We start from the raw sequence: 19,540 nt of genomic DNA, 5'->3' as shown, positions 1-19,540 counted from the left end.
TGGAGATGAAAAAATTTCTAATTACTATGGGTATTTTGTTTGTTATTGGGGTTGTAGGTGTCTTTGCTCTAGCAAAGATTGATTTCAATCGCATGAATGCCGAAAATTACTATTTACAAATTACAGAGGATGGGGAACCCCATGAATATAAACTGAGTGATGGTACAGTGATGACTTCCTATTCGTATACACTAGAAGCTACAAATGCTAAAGGTAATACAATTCCACTGGAATTTAATGCACAAAAAAATCTTCGTAAAGGCGCCTACTTAAAAATGTATGTAAAAAAAGGTGATCAAGTCTCCTCATATGATGAAGTGAAAGTAGAGGATATTCCGCTAAAAGCAATAAAAAACTAATAAATTGAAGAAGGGCTGTCTCCAATAATGGTAATGGAGCACAGCCCTTTTCTCTGCCTAATGAGTAAGTAAGGCATTTGTATTATAAAAGTATAGTAATGGTTGTTCCAATATTTTCAGCGCTCGTAATATCGAGTTTCCCCTCATGAGCCCAAATAATGTCTCTTGCGATGGCCATTCCTAAACCAGTACCATGCTTGCTGGTTGTATTTGTACCCCGATAGTAGCGTTCGAAAACTTGTTCCAGATCTTTAGTTGGAATACCCTGGCCATTATCAGAAATCGAAATTTGGGTATGAGATTCTGGACCTGTATCCACTCGAATCTTCACCACGACATTTTCATCGTTATGCACCAGCGCGTTGTAGATCAAGTTAAGGATCGCTCGTTTTAGTAACTTTTTATCTACTTTATGCATTGCTTTAGCCACATTCGCCTCAAACTCTATCTGCCGTTCACCAAAGGTCGGGTCATTTAAAAGTTCAATCGTCATTTCTCGTAGAAACTGAACGAGATTCACCTCTTCAAATTGCAGGGATAGCTGGTGATTACGTAAACGTGTCGTTAAATTGAGGTCATCTAACAGATCTTTCATATACATCGATTTACTCTTGATAATTGACGTGTATTCCTGTAATTCTTGGGCTGTTAAATCTGTGGCACTGTCGTTAATAAATTCTGCATAACCTTGAATAGAAGCAAGTGGTGTTTTCATGTCATGTGAAACATTGCTAATCCATTCCTCACGCATTTGATCGAGACGTTTACGCTCCTCTTCATGCCGATCGAGCTTTTCAGATAGTTCATTCATATTACGAAAAACATCTTCATAAACACCTTTGGGAGTAGGCATTTTCTTAAAACGTCGTTCCCTGAGCTGTTGAATACCCTCTATTAATGTATGAAGGGGTGCAGTTAACTTTTTCCCAAATAGAAATCCAATGATGATTACAATAAGCACATCAACGATTAAAAAAATGGAAAGAAAAACATTAACATCTTTGAAAATTTTAGCGTAGTCATAGGTCATTACGTAGCGGCCTATTTTAGGATTATTAATCCCTAAAAAGTAACTGAAATTTTGGGCTTCGCTGACAAAAACCGTCGTGCGTGCATCTAATTCTTTATATTTATACATTTGGACAATTTCAATAGGAGAATACTCTGTTTTCAATTCTTCAGGGGTATAAAAGGCTGCTGCTTGCTCCCCTTGGTCATTCAAGAATTGTACCCAGGCGCTCATTTCTTGTAGTTTTTTGAGACCTTCTTCGTTCACAACAGGTTTGCCAGCCTGTAGTTCTACGTATTGTGAAAAGGTTCGGCTAAAGGTTTCTGCAGATGCTTCTTCAGTGCCAAAGTTATTATTATTTACCTTTATAAAGAATAGGGAAAGGAACAAAATCGCGTTTACAATACCAACGATCACAACAATAGTCATAACCGATCTTAAAAAGCGGAGTGTCAATTTCCATTTCAACTAGTCTCACTCCTTGGTATGTAATTTATAACCTAACCCTTTAACCGTCAAAATAAAGGAAGGATTTGAAGGGTCGGCCTCAATTTTTTCACGTAATCGCCGAATATGTACCATCACTGTATTATCGGAACCAAAAAAATCTTCACCCCACACCTGTCCAAACAAGGTTTCTTTGCTTAGAATCTGATTGGGATGATGCATAAAACAGCTCATTAAACCGACTTCTTTGGCGGTTAACACGAGGACCTCGCCATTCTTTTTTAATTCTGTCTCATTGGCACTAAGTTCAAAGGGACCAGCTTGTAAGCTTTTCGGAGCCTTTTTTTCTTCTGTAAAGCCAGCTCTTCTCAGTTGTGCCTTTACCCGATAAGCGACTTCTTTCGGACTGAACGGTTTAGTAATATAATCATCGCCACCTATCGCCAGTCCTAACAGCTTATTAATTTCCTCGTCTTTTGCAGACATAAATAAAATGGGTGCATTTGATGTTTCCCGAATTTTTCTGCATAAGTCATATCCTTCTCCATCTGGGAGCATAATATCTAGCAATATAAGCTCAGGATTATACTCCTGAAACTTGTCCCAACCCTCTGCAACGGTCCCGGCAGTTACAACGTCTGGAACACCTTCTTTATGTAAAACAGCCTTCATCAGACGCGCTAAATCATCTTCATCGTCTATGATTAATACCCATTTACGACTTGCCATTTATTTCCCTCCAAATCCGTCTTTATGTACATTATTACATTATAAAGGACTCTTTATTTCTTGCGCAAAAAATTGCAAAAGAAAGGCTTGCATGAAGATGGGGATTACATAGACGAACATAGCAAAGCAATATTCGGTGATTTATTAAAAATTCATTCTAGATATAGCCAAATCAGGTAAGGAGGAGAAATTGTTACGCCCCCTGCCTTCCATGGCATTGATCTGCACTGTATATAGCCCTTTGAAGAAGTTCGCTAAAATGATGGAAGAAGGTGAGTTACTGTATTCGCTTGAGCTCGAAGAAGAACTTGCAGACAGCTTTTGGAATGCCGTTAGATGGCAGCGACTTGCAGGTGCAAGCAGCCTTAACAGGAACAACTGCAACCAATGCTGATTTGCAGAATATTTCACAGGATGACTTTGTACGTACAGCCGTGATTATGCTGGTCGGAATCATAATTGTGCCAATAGTCATTACGCGCTCTGTGTCCAGCTCTCTGTTCATTATTGCTTCCTTGGTGCTAGAGTACTTACTTCTCTTGGAATCAGTGAAATCTTGAGCTGGATCGTTCCATTTTTCAGCTTCATTATGATTACAGCCCTAGGCGTTGATTACAGCATATTCCTGATGATGCGGTATAACGAACTTGAAGGGGATGTTGGATCGAGAATTGAGTGGCATCACGTTATATGGTTGGTGTAGTATTGTCTGCTGCCTTTATTCTAGGAGGTACCTGCGCCGCGTTGATTCCTTCGGGCGTAATGACACTTATACAGGTAGCATTCGTATTAATCATTGCACTATTATTACTAAGTGTAGCGGCCATGCCGGTGTTCTTGACTGCATTAAAGCAGCTTGCTAGAAAATTAAATGGTTCAAGCAACGGTGCTACATCAAAGAATGTAGTTGACAAATCGAGTCATATTTAGACGGCAGTAAAATTTAAAAATACATGCGTATTACGTATGCTGAGAACAATAGAAAGAATCTTCGGGGACCTTTGTGGTCCCTTGTTTCACCATATCAGAAAGTATATAATTATCGACTATACCTTACAACTTTATTACGCTATAATCAACGTAAAGTCACCAGATGACCTAAGAGTAGGATGATTTTAATAGATTAATTAATATTAGCTTTTGATATGCCGAAACGTATTTTGTTATTGAAATAGGTTGTTTATATTGTTTATGATATTATTAAAGGTGTTAATTAAATCTAGAGTAGGTAGATTATGAGTCTAAATGACAACGTATTAATTAAAATTCGTGATATGCGAGAGAGTTTTACACCAGTTGAACGATTGGTCGGAGATTACATTTTAGAAAATACGGAAGAGATCCCTCATTTGTCTATTAAGGAATTGGCTCAATCGAGTAAGACAAGCGATGCATCTGTCCTTCGTTTCTGTAAGACGATGGGTTACAGCGGATACCGCAATTTTATTGTGAGTATATCGGCATCTTTGGGTTCTCGTGATGAGGATTCAAAGGCTCAATATACAGATATTCAGCCGGGTGATGATCTCTCGACAATTATATCAAATATTTCATTGAATAATTGCAAGTCCATTGAGGATACGCTTAGTGTTATTGATCGAAAAGAAATTACAAGAGCTGTAGAATTACTATGTCATAGTAAGCGAATTGTTTTCTTTGGAATAGGTGCTTCGGGACTCGTTTGTATGGACGGGGAACAGAAGTTCTCGCGAATTAATAAGATGTGTCATGCCTATACAGATGGTCATAGTCAGCTCACGGCAGCAACTTTACTTGAGAAAGATGATGTTGCCATTTTCATTTCTAACTCTGGAGCAACTAGTGATATTATTGATGCGCTGGAAATTGCCCAAAAGAATAGAGCGAAATGTATTGCGATTACGAAGTACAATAAAAGTGAGCTTGCGGAGCGGGCGGATATTGTATTGAGCATATCCACACCTGAAATAACAATCCGCAGTGGGGCTATGGGCTCGCGTATTGCGATGCTTACGATCATCGACATATTATTTGCTGGTGTCGCAAGTGCTGAATATGAAGAAGTAAAAACCTACTTAACAAAAACGCATAATATATTAAAGAAAAAACTTAGAAATTAGGTTCTGATAGAATGAATGTGGAGGAAAGCGTTGATCATGGATCAATGCTTTCTTTTTTTGTATTTCATTCACTTATTCGTGTACTAAAATGTACTACTTATCAATCTATGTCAGATTATCTACATGATGAATACGTTGATCTAATGAATATAATAAGTAGTTTAATTCAATAATTAATAGCTTGGCACACAATTATGAGGAAGAAAATGAATGGAATCGAAGACGAAACATCATCCGGTTGAACACGGATGATGTAACTTTATGTTTCGTTTGGAGCGATAATCAGCAAATAATACATTTTTTTAAATCGCTTTAACCTTAGAGCCATAGCGATCAAAGCAATTGTTAAAAATTTAAATTGCATCTTGTAAGCGCTTTATAAATGTGGTATAACATAGTATGTAAGGAATGAAATAAAACATCAGAATTTAATTTCTCCATGAAATTATATTTCAAAATCTATTGACGAAGCGATGGTGTTGTATTAGTATAAGAACATAATAATTGTAAGTTAATCTAACACGTTTTGTTAATTAAATGACAGATTAAGGCTGGGAAGAAGGAGGATGGCTATGAATGACTACCTTGCGGGATTGACAACAGAGGCTGTGAATCCAGACACATTAATGATTGATGAATGTACTACGGAAGAAATGATCCAGTTAATGAATCAACAAGATGCACTAGTCCCCAGAGCTATAGCTGAGGAGATTCCGCAGATTGCAAAGGCGGTAGATATTCTACATCATAGGTTGTCTAATGGTGGAAGAATGTTTTACATAGGAGCTGGCTCATCAGGAAGATTAGGTGTTCTGGATGCTTCCGAATGTCCTCCTACCTTTGGTACAGATCCTTCCTTGGTGCAGGGCTATATTGCTGGTGGTGATATTGCTTTGCGTACTGCGGTTGAAGGCTGTGAAGACGATATGGATGAAGGGATCGCATTAATCGAAAGCATTGGTGTAACAAACAAAGATGTACTTATTGGGATTTCGGCAAGCGGTAGTGCAAACTACGTTATTGCAGCTTTAGCGAAAGCAAAGGAACTTGGAGCAGCCACTATCGGTGTTTGTAACAACAGAGGCTCAAAGTTCGAACCCATTGTAGATGTTTGTATAACACCTGTTGTAGGACCTGAGGTCATTAGCGGTTCGACTCGATTAAAGGCAGGAACTGCTCAGAAGTTGGTGCTTAATATGCTGACAACATGCACAATGGTCAAGTTAGGAAAAACGTACAACAACTTGATGGTTGATCTGAAGGCTAGTAATTTTAAGCTCGTAGATCGCTCGATTCGTATCATCATGAACACGACTGGTGTAGATACATCAACCGCCGCAGAAACACTTGAAAAAGCATCTATGAACTGTAAGCTGGCAATTATGATGATTAAATCGGGGTTAGATGCAAAAGAAGCAGAACAAGTACTTAACGCAAACGGAGGACGCTTGAAACAGGCAATCGCATCATTGGTTTAGGTGTGAAAAGTGGAATAACAGGATGGATGCTATTAATAATTGAGGAGGCTGTTTTCGATGAAAAAAAGATCACGTGGATTAACTCTGTTTTTGTCAGGAATCATGATGGTATCACTATTATCGGCTTGCGGAGGAAACGGAAATAACGCTCCAGCTTCTACAGATTCCGGTAACACAGGAACTAGTAACGGTGGTTCTGAGCCTAAAAAGGATACGATTACAGCGCTTTTACCTCCGATATCAGCGAACTATCAAACACGTTTTGCTGATATGGAAAAAGAATTTAATACACTACATCCTAACTTGACTTTGAAAATCGAGCCAGCGAGCTGGGAAGATATGACGCAAAAACTTGATACTCAAGTAAATGCAGGTTCTCCTCCAGATATTGCTTTTATCGGTGCTTCAGGAATTTCGAAATATGCAGCACTTAATGTACTAATCGACCTTAACGGTGCCCTTTCTGATGAAGCCAAGGCAGATTATGACGAAGTTCCATTGAAATATTTCCAACTAGGTGACGCTCAATACGGCCTACCAGCGTATATGGAAATCCACACTATCGGTGGTAACAAACAATTCCTTGAAGAAGCCGGAATTGATTGGAAAAGCATTCAACAAAACGGTTGGACTTATGAAGAGTTCCGTAATGCAATTTCTAAAGGCGTAGTGAAAAATGATAAAGGTGAAACTACTCGTTATGGTTTCGTGTTCGCAACATCTGGTGTAGCATCTAAAGACTATCTAGCTATTCTTGCTAAAACTGCTGGTTTACCAGATTACTTCGATAAAGATCTTAAATATACGTATACAAGCAAAAACTTCTTGGGGCTACTTACATCTATTCGCGAAATGATCAACGATGGTTCTATGCCTAAAGAGCTAAGCTCTATCGATGCTGGTAAACGGTGGAACATGTTCCTAACGGGTCAAACGATGATTACAGGTAAAGGTTTATCTGCATTTGAAAACTCTGCTCGTCTAAACAATGAGAAGATTAAAGCGAACGATGGTTCAGCTGTTGCAGATTCTATTGAAGTTGATTATATTTCACTTCCAGTCCCAACATTCAACGGTGCCGATTATGTCCCTACTTCAATCGTTGATGGTTATATCGCACTTCGTGGTAAAAAAGCTCCATCTGAAGAGCACATCAAAAATATTGCCCTAGCAACGAATTTCTTGTCTTCTGGTTCAATTGCTGCTAACTACAGTAATGAGCTGTTCTTATCACCAATTACTGAATCTGCACGTAATGCAGAAGTACTTGAAAAATTCCCTCGTAACGAAGATAACGTTGCTGCAGGTAAAGCTATGATGGCAAAAGCGCTTCCGGCTCGTACAGATATTCCTACTGATCTGGCTGCTGAAGCATTAAAAATTGAAACAGAAGTTATTATTCCTAAACTACAAGCCTTACTTGCAAATGAGATTGCTCCACAAGAAATGTATGATGCAGTTAAAGCAGCTGCAATTAAATCTTTCGGTAAAGATGGTATTGTAGTTGACTAGTCTGTCGTAGGCTGACATGTGAAAGCTGTGCGTAGCTAGAACGTACAGCTTTCCTTCTAAATTAGCTAGAGCTTGTACTGTTTTTAGAAGAGAGGTGCGACCCAATGAATCAAACGTTGACTAAAAGAAAAAAATTGAAACTCGAAAGTGACTCAGGTTGGGGATACGCGTTTATCGCAGTAGCACTTATTGCGTTTTCTTTATTTACCGCATATCCAGTCATCAATGCTTTTATTATCAGCTTACAAAAATATGGTCCATTAGGATCCACTTTTGTCGGCGTGGATAACTTCGTTAACTCTTTTTCAGATGAACTTTTCTGGAAAGCGCTGAAAAATACGTTAGTATATACGCTATTAACTGTTCCGTTTAATATTCTTCTATCATTTTTAATTTCAATTTTGATTATTCCTTTCAAGAAAAAAACACAAACGATCTTTAAAGCACTATATTACTTGCCAGCCGTAGCATCTGGTGTAGCGCTTTCTGTTGTGTGGCTGTGGATCTTCGATCCGTTAAAATCAGGTATTGCCAATAAGCTCGTGAGTTTTTTAGGTATTGAAAATCAAAACTGGCTTGGTTCCAGTGCAACTGCAATGTTCTCACTTGTATTAATGTCATGGTTATCAAGTCATGGTACAGCAATTATTATTTATATAGCCGCATTACTCGCTATTGATAACAGCTATTATGAAGCAGCTGAAATTGATGGCGCGTCTTTCCTGCAAAAGCTTTGGTTTATCGTTGTCCCTTTCCTTAAGCCAACAACGCTATTCCTACTTGTTACTGGTGTTATCGGTTCCTTCCAAGTATTCCAAAACGCTTATCTTATGACAGGCGGTGGACCAGACCATGCAACAACAATGGTAGGTTTGTTAATCTTTAACAATGCGTTCACATATTTTGAGTTTGGTGAGGCAGCGGCACAATCATTAGTTCTAGCAGCGATTATCGGATTTATCTCATTCCTTCAATTCAAGTTTATAGGTAAAGATGTAGAATACTAGGAAAAGGAGCAGAATACTATGGGTTTGTACAACAATAGCTTAAGAAGCAAAGGGTATCTGTTTATACGTAATGGTGCAAACATTACGTTCCTTATCCTATTTGCGGCAGCTACCATATTCCCGATATACTTTATGGTCATCTCCTCGTTCGGTGATCCGGTAGAAGCTGGTGCAATGAGCTATTCTATCCTACCATCGAAGATTTCATTTGAATCTTATAAATTCTTCTTTAACTTCAGCCCACATACATGGGACTGGTTATTGAACTCCTTTATAGTGGCAGCGTGTATCACGGTATCTAACGTATTTTTTGCTACACTTGCTGGATATGCTTTTGCAAAAATGAAATTTAAAGGGAAAAACATTTTGTTCGCTATTTTGCTGGGATCTATGATGATTCCTGTTCAAGTCACTCAGGTTCCACTATATATTTTGATCGTAAACATTTTTGAATTACAAAATACGTACACAGCGTTGATTATGCCGAGCATAGTAACGGTATACAATATCTTCTTGGTTAAGCAGTTCATGTCCTCCATTCCAGGTGAAATTATTGAATCTGCTAAAATCGAAGGTTGTTCCCAGCCTAAAATCTTCTGGTATATCATTATGCCTCTATCTAAAACAATTATGGCAGTACTAGCAATCCTAACGTTCATGGCGGCATGGAATGACTTTTTCTGGCCGTTCCTAGTAACGAATACGATGGATATGCAAACCATTCAGGTCGGCTTGAAAAACTTTCGCTTTGCGAATACAACTTACTTTGCACCGATGATGGCGGGGGCAACCATTTCAGCAGTTCCAATGTTTATTTTGTTCTTCAGTTTACAAAAATACTTCCTTGAAGGGGTAACAGTTGGAGCGGTGAAAGGTTAATGGACAAACAATCAAAAGTTGATGCAACATACTTAGTTGGCTTGATGTCAGGTACATCAGTAGATGGTATTGATGCAGCAGTAGTTAAGCTTTTCCCATCAGCCGAAAAAGAGCATGGAGTAGAGATTGAATTACTGGCTTTTGAAAACACACCTTTTGAGGTGCAAGTTAGAAACTCCATATTTGAGCTTTTTGATCCCGCTAGCGCTACGATTGATAAGGTTGGCGCAATGAATATGTGGCTTGGCGAATTATACGCCCAAGCCACATTATCCGTTATAGGGAAATGCGGCCTTTCGCACTCGCAAATATTCGCAGTAGGATCACATGGTCAAACAATCTATCATGCTCCGGAAGAGAATGTTATGGGCGGCTATAATCTGCATTGTACTGTTCAGATTGGGGATGGTGCAGTTATCGCCAATCGCACAGGAATTCCTTGCGTATCAGACTTTCGAGTTGCTGACATGGCAATGGGTGGACAAGGAGCTCCGTTAGTACCATTTACCGAATACTTATTGTTTAACAATCCAGAGAAAACAATTCTGATGCAAAATATTGGCGGAATAGGCAATGTGACTGTTTTGCCTGTAAATGCCTCACCGGATGAGGTATTTGCTTTTGATACGGGTCCTGGAAATATGATTATCGATGGCCTTGTATCGCAATTATTTGCACCAATGACCATGGATGTTGATGGCGAAATTGGTGCGGGCGGTCAAGTGATTGATGAGCTATTGAAATGGATGCAGCAGGATAAATATTATACGATGCCGTTACCAAAATCGACAGGCAGAGAACGGTTTGGCCAACAATACGTGGCACAAATTATTGAAATGATGAAGGTTAATCACTGGAAAGCGGAAGATGTTGTTGCAACAGCTACGTACTTAACTGCCTGGAGCATCGTCGATAGCTATGAACGGTATATTGCACCGCAGCATCAGGCTGAGCAATTGTTAATTGGCGGCGGTGGAAGCTATAACAAGACGCTTTTGCGTGATTTACAACACTTATTTGCACCGCATAACGTGCAGGTGCTGACGCAGGAGGATATCGGTGGTAATAGTGATGCTAAGGAAGCAATTGCTTTTGCTCTGCTAGCGTATTACACGATGGAGCGCTTACCAAACAATATCCCGCTAGTAACTGGAGCTTCACAGCCAGTAGTAATGGGCAAAATTTCCTGGCCCTATATTGGACGTTCACAGGAGGCTTAAATGATGCAAATCAGAACCTTTTCAATTGAAGATCACTCTGCAGTTGTAGAGCTTTGGAATCGTGAGGCTACAAAATATGATTATAAGCCATTTACAGAGCGAGAGTTTCAAGATACATTCATCGACCATCCTTATTTTGACGCTGACTGTATATGGGTAGGCTGTGACGAAAAAGGGATTGTTGGTTTTGCAGCTGGCTGCTGCGGTGACGATCTCCCTCTTGGAGATGTGGCGGGTTATATTACGAGTGTTATTATAGATACCCATGTGGCTTCTCTGGAGTTTTACGATGCTTTTCTATTGCGTTTAGAAAAAAGATTCCAAGAACTTGGGAAAAGACAAGCGGATGTATTGTTTTTCAACCCTGTTAAGCTGAAGTGGAGTATACCAAGTGCACCTCAGCATGAGCATAATAATGCCCCGGGCATCAGTAAGGACCAGCCATTATATGAAGCTTTAATTGCTAGAGGCTACGAAGATCGAGCGAGGCAATGCGGCATGTATTTAAGACTCGGAAGCTTTATAGTTCCCGAAGATATTTTAGATAAGGAAACCAATGCAAATAGCAAGGACTATTACATTACTTCCTATGTCCCTGATTTACATACAGGGCTTGAAGCAACGCTTGCTGCCCTGCAAAATCCGCAGTGGAAGAAGGATGTTGTTACTTATGTGAAGGTTGGCGCACCACTTGTAGTAGCTGTGTACGGCAACGAGGTTGTGGGCTTTGCGGGTCCAATTATTTCGCAGCCTGATGGAAGAGCATTTTTTTGCGGTATCGGAGTGCACCCAGAGCATGAGGGTCATGGCCTTGGCAGTGTATTATTTTTCAGAATGGTTGAAGCTTTTCAAAATGTGGGCTGTCAATATATCTCTCTATTCACTGGAAATAATAATCCGGCTCTTCGAATCTATCAAAAAGCGGGCTTTACTATTGAAAAACAATTTTCTATATTGCGGAGGGAACTTTAAAGATGAGCGAAAACTTCACAGTATTAGCAATTGGAGCGCATGTTGGTGATGTGGAGCTAGCTTCTGGTGGTGTGCTCGCTAGTCATAGTTTAAAGGGAGATCGCATTGTGACACTAGCGTTAACTGCGGGTGAACGAGGGGTCCCGGCAGGACAGGATATGAAGGAATATCGTCAGCAAAAAGTGAAAGAGGCACAGGTTTTTGCGGATATGCTAGGCGGTGAAGCCATTGTATTCGATGATTATTGTGACGGAGAGTTGCCTGACAATCAAGAAATTCGTATGGAGGTTTGTGATGTAATTCGTCGCGTGAAGCCTAACATTATTATTACACACTGGAAAAACAGTATGCATAAGGACCATGCGCTAACGCATCATATCGTAAATGATGCCCGTTTCTTCGCAAGTCTATCATCCTTTGAACGAGCGCTCCCCGCGCACTTTGCAGCAAGATTATATTACTCCGAAAACTGGGAGGATGCGGTTGATTATGTCCCTTACGTATATGTGGATTTCGATCAAGCGGCATTTGATCTATGGATAGATGCTTTAAGCAAGCATTGGTTTGTGACGAATAGCAAATCTTTCAAATACATGGATTATTATAAAGCACTAGCAGTTGTTCGCGGCTGTGAAGCAAGAAAGACATATGCAGAAGCATTTATGGTGCCAGCTGAAACGGTGAAGGTTAGGCAGTCTAGTCTTTGGTAACTATTCAACTAGCTAAGAGGGAGTGTTTCTATGTATAGCAGGAAACATTCCCTTGTTCTATCCATTTATGCGAAAAAGCAGCTAGGAGGCAGCTTCATATGGTGTTAAATGGGATTGATTCTATAACGAATTATCGTTATTTGTTCGAAGGTAAGCGCGTAGGATTGATTACAGCGCCGACAGGTCTTACGAAGGATTTTGCATCAACGATTACTATAGTACATGAAAATTTTAATCTTGCTGCGATGTTTTCACCTGAGCATGGCGTTCGCGGAGATTTGGATGCAGGGGCAGTAGTAGACACTTACATGGATCCTTTTACGAATGTTCCAGTCTATAGCTTGTACCGTAAAGACTCCAAGCGTTTAACAAAAGAAATGCTGAATGAAGTAGACATCATTGTATACGATATTCAAGATGTTGGTGTACGCTATTACACATTTATTTATACGATGCTATATGCACTTGAAGATTGTGCAAATGCAGGTGTGGAATTTGTTGTTCTTGATCGTGTTAATCCGCTTAACGGGGTAACGGTAGAAGGGAATGTCTTGAAGCCCGGCTTCAAATCATTTGTTGGAAATTACGAGCTAGCCGTGCGATACGGCTTAACAGCAGGTGAGGTAGCAACGATGGCAAATGATCAAATGAATTGGAATGCATCGCTGCATGTCGTTCGTTTGGAAGGCTGGGAACGGAGCATGTCCTTCCCGGATACAGGATTAACTTGGGTTCATCCTTCACTTGGAATGCCACGATATGAAACAGCGTTATTATATACAGGAACATGTTTATTTGAAGGCACGAACTGCTCGGAAGGACGAGGCACAACGTTCCCGTTTGAAATGATTGGTGCTCCGTTCATTCAAGCGCAGCAATTGGCAGATGAGATGAATGCAAAAGGTATCCCGGGTGTGCTTTTTCGTCCAGTTTATTTCAAGCCAACGTCATCTAAACATTGTGGCGAGCTATGCGGCGGGGTACAAATTTACATTACAGATCTCCAAGTGCTGAGGCCTTTAGAAGTTGGGGTAACCTTATTATTTACGATAAGAGATTTGTACGAGCAATTTTCATTCCTGCCTCCTGTGAAGGAGGGCTCTCGCCCATTTATCGATTTGCTGGGGGGAGACAGCATGTATCGTACGGAAAATATGCAAGCCAAGCAGCTGCTTGAACAGTTTGCAGCGGAAAGCAAGCAATTTGCAGAAATAACACAGCAGTATCATTTATATCGCTAGAGGAAGGTGAATAATTGATGAGAACAATAGAACATATGAGCTTGCGCGAAAAGATTGGACAAATGTTCGTAACAGGCTTCCCTTCAACCGAGATCACTCCTGAGCTGAAGGAAGTTATTGAGCATTATAAAGTGAGCAATATTATTTTATTCTCACATAATATCGACAATAAATATCAATTAGGCCAGCTTGTTACTGAGCTGCAGCAATGGTACACGACACATACTGGTATCCCGGGTTTTATTACGATCGACCAAGAAGGCGGTCGAGTCACTCGTATGCCTAAAGACGCGACCAATGTTGCTGGAGCCATGGCAATTGCTTCTTCAGGACGACCTGAAAATGCGTATGCAGCAGGCAGAATGACTGCCAGAGAATTGAAAGCATTAGGTATTAATTTTAATCTAGCTCCAGTTATGGACGTTAACAATAATGCATTGAATCCAGTCATAAATGTTCGTTCATATGGTGATTCTGTTGCAACAGTATCCCAGTATGGAATTCAAATGATGAAGGGATTGCTCGATGGAGGCGTCATGTCCTCACTTAAGCATTTTCCAGGTCATGGTGATACAAATGTCGATTCACATATTGGCTTGCCTAGCATTGAAAAAACACTTGAGGAATTAGAGCAGCTTGAGCTGCTGCCGTTTAAGGCAGCAATTGAGCAAGGAGCTCAAGCGATTATGAGTGCACATATTTTATTTCCGAAAATTGAAAAATCCGGTGTGCCCGGAACTATGTCTCATACCATTATTACAGAGATATTAAAAGGAAAATTAGGATATAAAGGGTTAGTTGTATCGGATTGTTTAGAAATGGACGCGATCAAACGATACTATGGTACGGCAAAAGGAGCGTTAGGAGCTGTTAAAGCAGGTATTGATTTGGTATTCATTAGTCATACTCCTGAGACAGTGAAGGAAGCGATTCATTTGATCGAAGAAGCTGTAGCCACCGGTGACTTGGATGAAGCGCTAATTGATGCAGCTGTTACAAAAATTTTAGCTTATAAAGCACAATATGCGACGATTGAGGAGCTAGATTATGAACTAGTTGGCTGCGATGTACATCGCCGAGCAAATGAGCTAATGCGTACGGAAACGATCTGCCTCATTAAAGGTGAGCTCCAGCCCATTCATACCGGTGACGAGCAAGTGTTATTTATGGGTTCCTATTCATACCGCACCGATCTTGCGTCCAGCAGCTTGAATCAAGCTCTTAGCTTTCCGCAATATATGGGGGAGCATTTTAATACAGCTTATGAGATTATCGACATTGACCCGAGTGAGGAGCAAATCAACGCTGCGCTGCCAAAGGTACAAGGCTACAAGCATATTGTTATCGGCTTGTTTAATGCGCGTGAAAACAAAGGTCAGCTTGCGCTTGTTCAGAAGCTGCTGGCAGCAGGCTGCAAAGTAACGGCCATTACATTAGGTCGCCCGTATGATTTACCGTTAATCGAAGGCGAGTTCTGCGGAATTGCGGCATTTGAGTATACACTTGATGCATTCAAATCACTCCTTCCAATCCTAAATGGTGAGGTTGTACCCACCGCCAAGATTACGATACAGATGTAGATAAAAAGTACAACAAGGGGACATAGGTATGGCATTTATCGTTGGAATTGATGGGGGTGGCACGAAAACAGCTGTCACCATTACGCATGACCAGGAAGACTCTTTATTCACCTTTACTGTAGGGCCTATTAATTATAACGGTGGTGATGCTGATGCTATTGCCGCTTCCTTTGAGAAAATTTTTAGTCAAATGAAGCTCTACTGCAGTAATTTACAAGAAGTTGCTCATATATGTATAGGTGCGGCAGGAATAAGTAATCCGCTGGTCATCAATTTTTTGGAGCAGCATGTGAGAAATAACGGTTATATCGGGCCATTAACGATTACTGGCGATCAAGAAACCGCATTATACGGGGCACAAAATGCGATGCAAGGCATCATTCTCATTGCCGGTACAGGATCGATTTGCTTTGGGGTCAATGAAAAAGGAGAGCAGCATCGCACAGGAGGTTTTGGTCATCTGATTGATGACGAGGGAAGCGGTTATAGTATTGGGCGCGATCTATTATCCGGATTAGTTCAAGTGGAGGACGGAAGAATAACCGATACGGTCATCCCAGCGATGGTATATGAGCAGCTTGGATTAAGCACTGTGAAAGAGATTATTGGCTTTGTTTATGATAAAAATACGACGAAAAAAGATATTGCGCAGCTCGCACCGATTATGACGACCGCATGCGAGAAGGGCGATGCACATGCAATAGCGTTAGCGGAGAAATGTGCAGCCAATCTATATGAGCTTGTTGTGCCTGTTATTGAACGGCTTAAGCTATATGAAAGTCCGATTGCGATTGCAGGAAGTGTGCTGCAAAAGTCTCGCTTTGTGAAAGAAGCCTTGGAGCGAAAGCTCGCACAGAGCTACCCGCAAACAAAGTTGATTTTGCCGATTAAGGATGCAGCCTACGGTGCTGTCCTGTTAGGAAGATCAAAAAAGAACAACGACTAGTTTTTGTCGCTATGGAAAAATAAGGGTGTGTCATAAGTCCGAGCAGTTGGACTTGCGACACACCCTTATTTTAAAATGGTAGGAATCAAAAATGGCTTAAAATTTATCAGTCAAATAAAACACGGCTTGTTGTTTCGGAAATAGAGCTTGAAGGATGTTAGCGTACTCAGTACTATCCTTTGCTGCGCCTGCTTCATTATAGCCGAACATGATATAAGTCATTAGCTCGCGTTCATCTACTTCTATTGAAGTATAGGGATTGGTATGATTACTAGCATCGGAAACAGAAAGCTGCTTTTGCTTATAATCCAAGTAGATACAGTCCTCATTGCTGCGAAGTGCAATATGCAACTCCTGGTCTGCAATTATGTTGCTACGGTTTAGGCGATCTTCTAATTCAGGCTGAAGCTTATGGAAAGTTGAACTGAGATTGATCATTTTCCACATCGCCATATTGATTTGAATTGAATTTGCTTGATGCTGTTGGTAATAGGAATATAGCATATGGTCCTCTGGGAGCATCGCTAATATTTGCTTTGCATTTTGGCGCAGCTGACATAAGGCATGAAACAAAGCTTCAACGCCGTTTTCGGCTTCGTTCAAATACAATAATTCATTAATAAATACTTGTTCAGTATCTTTCTTTTCAATGATGCCATAAGCGACGATTTTTCCATTTCTGCGAAGGAGCAAGCAGTCAACTTTCTTCCATTCCGGCCAGGTCAATAAATCATTCCAATACGTTCTACTTCGGATCACGGTGTAGGTACGATTCTCATTGAATTGTTCATAGATGAAACGGATATCATCGAGATAACAGGCTTCAAAAGGAATGATTTCATCACTGTTTTGCTGCTGCTCCAAACTTGCTGGTTTTTCAATTGCGAAAGCAGTCTCCGGAATAAGTCTCCAGCCAGCCTTTTCATAAAACGCATGCTTGCTAGCCAAAAGTAAGCTTATATCATAATCGGTTTCTTTCATATAGTTGGTCTGCGCATGAAGAATTTTGTGTGCAAGCCCCAGCCCGCGGTAATTTAGATCTGTACCGACACTCCCCATTGCACCCGTTTTCAAGATCGCTTGACCGACTCTAATATGAAACGGAAAAATTTGTACATTAGATGCAATCTTATCGTCAACCATCGCAAACCATGTTGTATCTGGATCATATGTGGTGTCTAGGTCTAATCTTTCTTGGAAAAAAGCTCGGCCTACGGAGAAGCATTCATCTAAAATATCGTAAATCTTTTCAAGCTGCTCTCTAGTTGGATGGTTCATTACGATGATGTTTGGTGTCGTCGTCATCTTTCATTTCCTCCTGCGCCGTAATGTTGGGATAAATTTAATAAATGAAAAAAACGGTTTTTTTTGATATTTAATTTCTTACTTATAGTTTAATGTTGAAAAAAAAATTCGTCAATAATGGAACGTGTGGAATCATAGATAAACCGTTCAAGAACTTTTTGTGAAAAATCGGAAATATTTTCATACCAATGATTCCTGCATTTGTTGGAGCGGGTTTAATTGCGGGGAAGTATGATTTCGCAAATTGAGCTAGACTTAAATGAATTGCCAGAATCAGAGAAAAGTAGCGGAGTACATTCTTGCAAATGCTAAAGAAGTGCTGCATATGACCATACATGAGTTAGCGACAAAAGCGGAGGCAAGCAGTGCGGCGGTTGTTCGTTTTTGCAGGTCGCTAGGAATAGATGGTTTCCTGCACTGAAAATCCGATTATCAGCGGAAGTAGAAAATACGCCGTATGTTGGCTATTTTGATGTTGAATCGAATGAAACGGTGCATTCTATCATTGATAGTGGATGAAATGAAGTGTCCGATTTATCGAGCGATTGTAGAGAAATATCTTAATGGAACAAACCTGAGCAAGTACTATATTAAGCATGGAAGGACTTATTTATACTCTGACGAAGTAATCCGCACCATTGCAGATACGAGGCGAGTCCTTTACCTACACAGAATTTCAAACAGATGTACTTGACATAATTCAGTTGTCAGATGAGGAGCTCTGCGTAGCAAAAAAACTGGATAAATTGTTAATTTCACCCCTATAGTTACTAAAATCGATTATAATAAAATTTATGTTCAAGCCGATTACCTATCCTAAGTTAATAGGATAATCATACGCAAAAAGGCATAGTGATGAATCGCCTATGCTATAAGGGTTATAGAGTTTTCAAATACACACTTATGTATAAGAGGAGGCGAATGATATGACGATAATGCCTGTTATAGTAATGATCTTAGTATTTGTACCTGCCATTGTACTCATGGTAAGCATGCCTTATTTAACAAGAGAGACGATTAGTTTTGGGGTCACCGTCAGCCCTGTACAATTCCATAGTGAGCCTCTGCGCCAGATGCGGAAGTCATATGCTAGGATTAGTGCTACCTTACATACCATCCTATTCATTGTTTGTATCCTCTGTCTAATATACGGTGGTGAACATTCCAAGCAACCAAGTTGGATCATTGTCACTTATTCACTCGCCATGGTCGTAATCTCCCTAGTCATAAACATTAGCTATCATTTCAAAATGAAAAGTTTACTACCTATGCTGCCTATTGCTCTGGAACCATCGATCATGGCAGTGGACACTGGATTTCGGAAAAGAAACATTGGCTTGTCTAATAAATGGTTCCTCATTCATGTTTTAATTATTGTTGTTACTATTGTAAATGTGCTACGCAACTACGATCTGATTCCTGATCAGATTCCGATCCATTACAACAGCAGTTGGAACGTAGACGGCTATGCAGCTAAATCTTATAGTTCTGTGTTTATGCCTACGATCATGCAAGTGTTCATAACACTTTTGTTCATATTTGAGAATTGGAGTATTCGCAGAGTGAAGCAGCAGGTTCAACCCAATGATCCTAACCGTTCCATCAGACAAGACGCAACTTACCGCCGTACTTGGTCATATTTTATGCTTACAGCAAGCTTCTTAATAGTTATCCTGTTTTCCGTCGTGCAACTAAATATGATATCTCAGCTTAACATGAATTTCGCTATCCCTATTATCCTAATCATAATAGCCCTTATCATCCTATACGCCTTGGCCTTAACGTTCTGGGCTGGTCAGGGTGAAAGCCGCTTGGAGCGATCTGCCGATAGCTCCAATGTCAGACCTGTCCATGATGATGAAAAATGGCTATTAGGTATGGTTTATTTCAATCGCAAAGATCCAAACCTAATCGTCAAGAAAAGGCTCGGAGTCGGCTGGGGATTAAATTTCGGTCACCCAGTAAGCTGGCTGTTTTGGCTCGGAATTATTGTACTGTTAGTTGTGGTGCGGTAACAAAGCTTGGAGGTTAATACTCACCGGAGTAT

17 protein-coding genes and 1 pseudogene are annotated in these 19,540 nt (G+C 40.3%); 15 read left to right on the top strand and 3 right to left on the bottom strand.

The window, feature by feature from the left end; all coding sequences use genetic code 11:
* The first annotated feature begins 5 nt into the window (after nt 1-5).
* The gene (locus NYE72_RS19190) at nt 6-359 is read left to right on the top strand and encodes a YxeA family protein (RefSeq protein ID WP_036688737.1); all 354 of its coding nucleotides are present in this window, start codon (nt 6-8) and stop codon (nt 357-359) included.
* Between the two features lie 82 nt (nt 360-441).
* On the opposite strand, the gene NYE72_RS19185 is transcribed toward NYE72_RS19190, so the two are convergent.
* On the bottom strand, nt 442-1,836 hold the full coding sequence (locus tag NYE72_RS19185; RefSeq protein ID WP_339210250.1) for a HAMP domain-containing sensor histidine kinase: 1,395 nt from the start codon (nt 1,834-1,836) through the stop codon (nt 442-444).
* A 6-nt stretch (nt 1,837-1,842) separates the two neighbouring features.
* Nucleotides 1,843-2,544: a response regulator transcription factor gene (locus NYE72_RS19180; protein ID WP_036688733.1), complete on the bottom strand. Its 702-nt coding sequence runs from the start codon at nt 2,542-2,544 to the stop codon at nt 1,843-1,845.
* A 332-nt stretch (nt 2,545-2,876) separates the two neighbouring features.
* Between NYE72_RS19180 and NYE72_RS19175 the strand changes: the two are divergent.
* The 12 genes and pseudogenes from NYE72_RS19175 to NYE72_RS19120 all read left to right on the top strand — a co-directional run.
* Nucleotides 2,877-3,474 (top strand): annotated as a pseudogene (locus NYE72_RS19175) (MMPL family transporter); the annotation flags it as partial.
* A 305-nt stretch (nt 3,475-3,779) separates the two neighbouring features.
* On the top strand, nt 3,780-4,643 hold the full coding sequence (locus NYE72_RS19170; RefSeq protein ID WP_042129113.1) for a MurR/RpiR family transcriptional regulator: 864 nt from the start codon (nt 3,780-3,782) through the stop codon (nt 4,641-4,643).
* A 572-nt stretch (nt 4,644-5,215) separates the two neighbouring features.
* The gene (murQ, locus tag NYE72_RS19165; protein WP_036688725.1) at nt 5,216-6,121 is read left to right on the top strand and encodes an N-acetylmuramic acid 6-phosphate etherase; all 906 of its coding nucleotides are present in this window, start codon (nt 5,216-5,218) and stop codon (nt 6,119-6,121) included.
* A gap of 57 nt (nt 6,122-6,178) precedes the next feature.
* Nucleotides 6,179-7,633, top strand: coding sequence for an extracellular solute-binding protein (locus tag NYE72_RS19160; protein ID WP_036688723.1), 1,455 nt, complete (start codon nt 6,179-6,181; stop codon nt 7,631-7,633).
* 104 nt (nt 7,634-7,737) lie between these two features.
* Complete coding sequence (locus NYE72_RS19155) at nt 7,738-8,640, top strand: sugar ABC transporter permease (RefSeq protein ID WP_036688721.1); 903 nt, start codon at nt 7,738-7,740, stop codon at nt 8,638-8,640.
* Nucleotides 8,641-8,658: 18 nt separating this feature from the next.
* Nucleotides 8,659-9,519: a carbohydrate ABC transporter permease gene (locus NYE72_RS19150; RefSeq protein ID WP_036688719.1), complete on the top strand. Its 861-nt coding sequence runs from the start codon at nt 8,659-8,661 to the stop codon at nt 9,517-9,519.
* Nucleotides 9,519-10,739 (top strand): anhydro-N-acetylmuramic acid kinase, encoded by a 1,221-nt coding sequence (locus NYE72_RS19145; RefSeq protein WP_076141027.1) that lies wholly within the window; start codon nt 9,519-9,521, stop codon nt 10,737-10,739. The genes NYE72_RS19150 and NYE72_RS19145 overlap by 1 nt, the downstream gene beginning before the upstream one ends.
* On the top strand, nt 10,740-11,711 hold the full coding sequence (locus tag NYE72_RS19140; RefSeq protein ID WP_249267672.1) for a GNAT family N-acetyltransferase: 972 nt from the start codon (nt 10,740-10,742) through the stop codon (nt 11,709-11,711).
* A 2-nt stretch (nt 11,712-11,713) separates the two neighbouring features.
* Complete coding sequence (locus NYE72_RS19135; protein ID WP_339210249.1) at nt 11,714-12,421, top strand: PIG-L family deacetylase; 708 nt, start codon at nt 11,714-11,716, stop codon at nt 12,419-12,421.
* A gap of 98 nt (nt 12,422-12,519) precedes the next feature.
* Nucleotides 12,520-13,662: a DUF1343 domain-containing protein gene (locus NYE72_RS19130; protein ID WP_339210248.1), complete on the top strand. Its 1,143-nt coding sequence runs from the start codon at nt 12,520-12,522 to the stop codon at nt 13,660-13,662.
* 17 nt (nt 13,663-13,679) lie between these two features.
* Nucleotides 13,680-15,242 carry a glycoside hydrolase family 3 protein gene (locus tag NYE72_RS19125; RefSeq protein ID WP_339210246.1) on the top strand — a complete coding sequence of 521 codons (1,563 nt, stop codon included), beginning with the start codon at nt 13,680-13,682 and terminating at the stop codon, nt 15,240-15,242.
* 28 nt (nt 15,243-15,270) lie between these two features.
* Nucleotides 15,271-16,188 carry a BadF/BadG/BcrA/BcrD ATPase family protein gene (locus NYE72_RS19120; RefSeq protein WP_076100313.1) on the top strand — a complete coding sequence of 306 codons (918 nt, stop codon included), beginning with the start codon at nt 15,271-15,273 and terminating at the stop codon, nt 16,186-16,188.
* Nucleotides 16,189-16,284: 96 nt separating this feature from the next.
* Here the strand turns inward: NYE72_RS19120 and NYE72_RS19115 are convergent, their stop codons facing one another.
* On the bottom strand, nt 16,285-17,493 hold the full coding sequence (locus tag NYE72_RS19115) for a GNAT family N-acetyltransferase (protein ID WP_339210244.1): 1,209 nt from the start codon (nt 17,491-17,493) through the stop codon (nt 16,285-16,287).
* 259 nt (nt 17,494-17,752) lie between these two features.
* Here NYE72_RS19115 and NYE72_RS19110 point away from each other — a divergent pair, with 259 nt between their 5' ends.
* Complete coding sequence (locus NYE72_RS19110) at nt 17,753-17,914, top strand: hypothetical protein (RefSeq protein ID WP_339210243.1); 162 nt, start codon at nt 17,753-17,755, stop codon at nt 17,912-17,914.
* A 505-nt stretch (nt 17,915-18,419) separates the two neighbouring features.
* Complete coding sequence (locus tag NYE72_RS19105; RefSeq protein WP_339210242.1) at nt 18,420-19,508, top strand: DUF1648 domain-containing protein; 1,089 nt, start codon at nt 18,420-18,422, stop codon at nt 19,506-19,508.
* Nucleotides 19,509-19,540: the final 32 nt, after the last annotated feature.

It is taken from the genome of Paenibacillus sp. FSL L8-0333 (genome assembly GCF_037965665.1).
In the GTDB taxonomy this organism is placed as follows: Bacteria; Bacillota; Bacilli; order Paenibacillales; family Paenibacillaceae; genus Paenibacillus_AQ; species Paenibacillus_AQ odorifer.
This window is presented reverse-complemented; position numbering and strand designations above follow the sequence as displayed.

What these genes read in the sequence shown, in the direction of transcription:
- NYE72_RS19180 (WP_036688733.1), bottom strand. Translation starts at nt 2,544, where the DNA reads ATGGCAAGTCGTAAATGGGTATTAATCATAGACGATGAAGATGATTTA.
- NYE72_RS19115 (WP_339210244.1), bottom strand. Translation starts at nt 17,493, where the DNA reads ATGACGACGACACCAAACATCATCGTAATGAACCATCCAACTAGAGAG.
- NYE72_RS19125 (WP_339210246.1), top strand. Translation starts at nt 13,680, where the DNA reads ATGAGAACAATAGAACATATGAGCTTGCGCGAAAAGATTGGACAAATG.
- NYE72_RS19150 (WP_036688719.1), top strand. Translation starts at nt 8,659, where the DNA reads ATGGGTTTGTACAACAATAGCTTAAGAAGCAAAGGGTATCTGTTTATA.
- NYE72_RS19105 (WP_339210242.1), top strand. Translation starts at nt 18,420, where the DNA reads ATGACGATAATGCCTGTTATAGTAATGATCTTAGTATTTGTACCTGCC.
- NYE72_RS19110 (WP_339210243.1), top strand. Translation starts at nt 17,753, where the DNA reads ATGAATTGCCAGAATCAGAGAAAAGTAGCGGAGTACATTCTTGCAAAT.
- NYE72_RS19190 (WP_036688737.1), top strand. Translation starts at nt 6, where the DNA reads ATGAAAAAATTTCTAATTACTATGGGTATTTTGTTTGTTATTGGGGTT.
- NYE72_RS19130 (WP_339210248.1), top strand. Translation starts at nt 12,520, where the DNA reads ATGGTGTTAAATGGGATTGATTCTATAACGAATTATCGTTATTTGTTC.
- NYE72_RS19155 (WP_036688721.1), top strand. Translation starts at nt 7,738, where the DNA reads ATGAATCAAACGTTGACTAAAAGAAAAAAATTGAAACTCGAAAGTGAC.
- NYE72_RS19170 (WP_042129113.1), top strand. Translation starts at nt 3,780, where the DNA reads ATGAGTCTAAATGACAACGTATTAATTAAAATTCGTGATATGCGAGAG.
- NYE72_RS19135 (WP_339210249.1), top strand. Translation starts at nt 11,714, where the DNA reads ATGAGCGAAAACTTCACAGTATTAGCAATTGGAGCGCATGTTGGTGAT.
- NYE72_RS19145 (WP_076141027.1), top strand. Translation starts at nt 9,519, where the DNA reads ATGGACAAACAATCAAAAGTTGATGCAACATACTTAGTTGGCTTGATG.
- NYE72_RS19140 (WP_249267672.1), top strand. Translation starts at nt 10,740, where the DNA reads ATGATGCAAATCAGAACCTTTTCAATTGAAGATCACTCTGCAGTTGTA.
- NYE72_RS19160 (WP_036688723.1), top strand. Translation starts at nt 6,179, where the DNA reads ATGAAAAAAAGATCACGTGGATTAACTCTGTTTTTGTCAGGAATCATG.
- murQ (WP_036688725.1), top strand. Translation starts at nt 5,216, where the DNA reads ATGAATGACTACCTTGCGGGATTGACAACAGAGGCTGTGAATCCAGAC.
- NYE72_RS19120 (WP_076100313.1), top strand. Translation starts at nt 15,271, where the DNA reads ATGGCATTTATCGTTGGAATTGATGGGGGTGGCACGAAAACAGCTGTC.